1 protein-coding gene is annotated in these 233 nt (G+C 49.4%); it reads right to left on the reverse strand.

Annotated elements, in window-relative coordinates; all coding sequences use genetic code 11:
- A partial coding sequence (locus KZZ07_RS27475) for a hypothetical protein (protein ID WP_219520222.1) occupies window positions 1-233 on the reverse strand: 233 nt, incomplete at both ends.

Here is a 233-nt window from a genome sequence, read left to right on the forward strand (position 1 = left end):
CAAAAATACACTGGGTGGGATTTGCGCTGAATTGATTCAGGTGTTCAAACACATTCCCAATGATCTGTTTCCCTGGGCCCATCAGCACCTTGGGGGCGCTGCCTTCAGGCGCGCAGGCCAGTGCCTGCACGGCGGCACTGACCGGTGCAGATTCTGCTTTATCTCCAAAGTGGGCAAGAAAGGCGTTAAACGTTTCAGGCTTTTTGGGTAAATCTTTCAAAAAATTATCTATT

The organism is Mameliella sp. CS4, from assembly GCF_019392335.1.
Lineage (GTDB): Bacteria > Pseudomonadota > Alphaproteobacteria > Rhodobacterales > Rhodobacteraceae > Antarctobacter.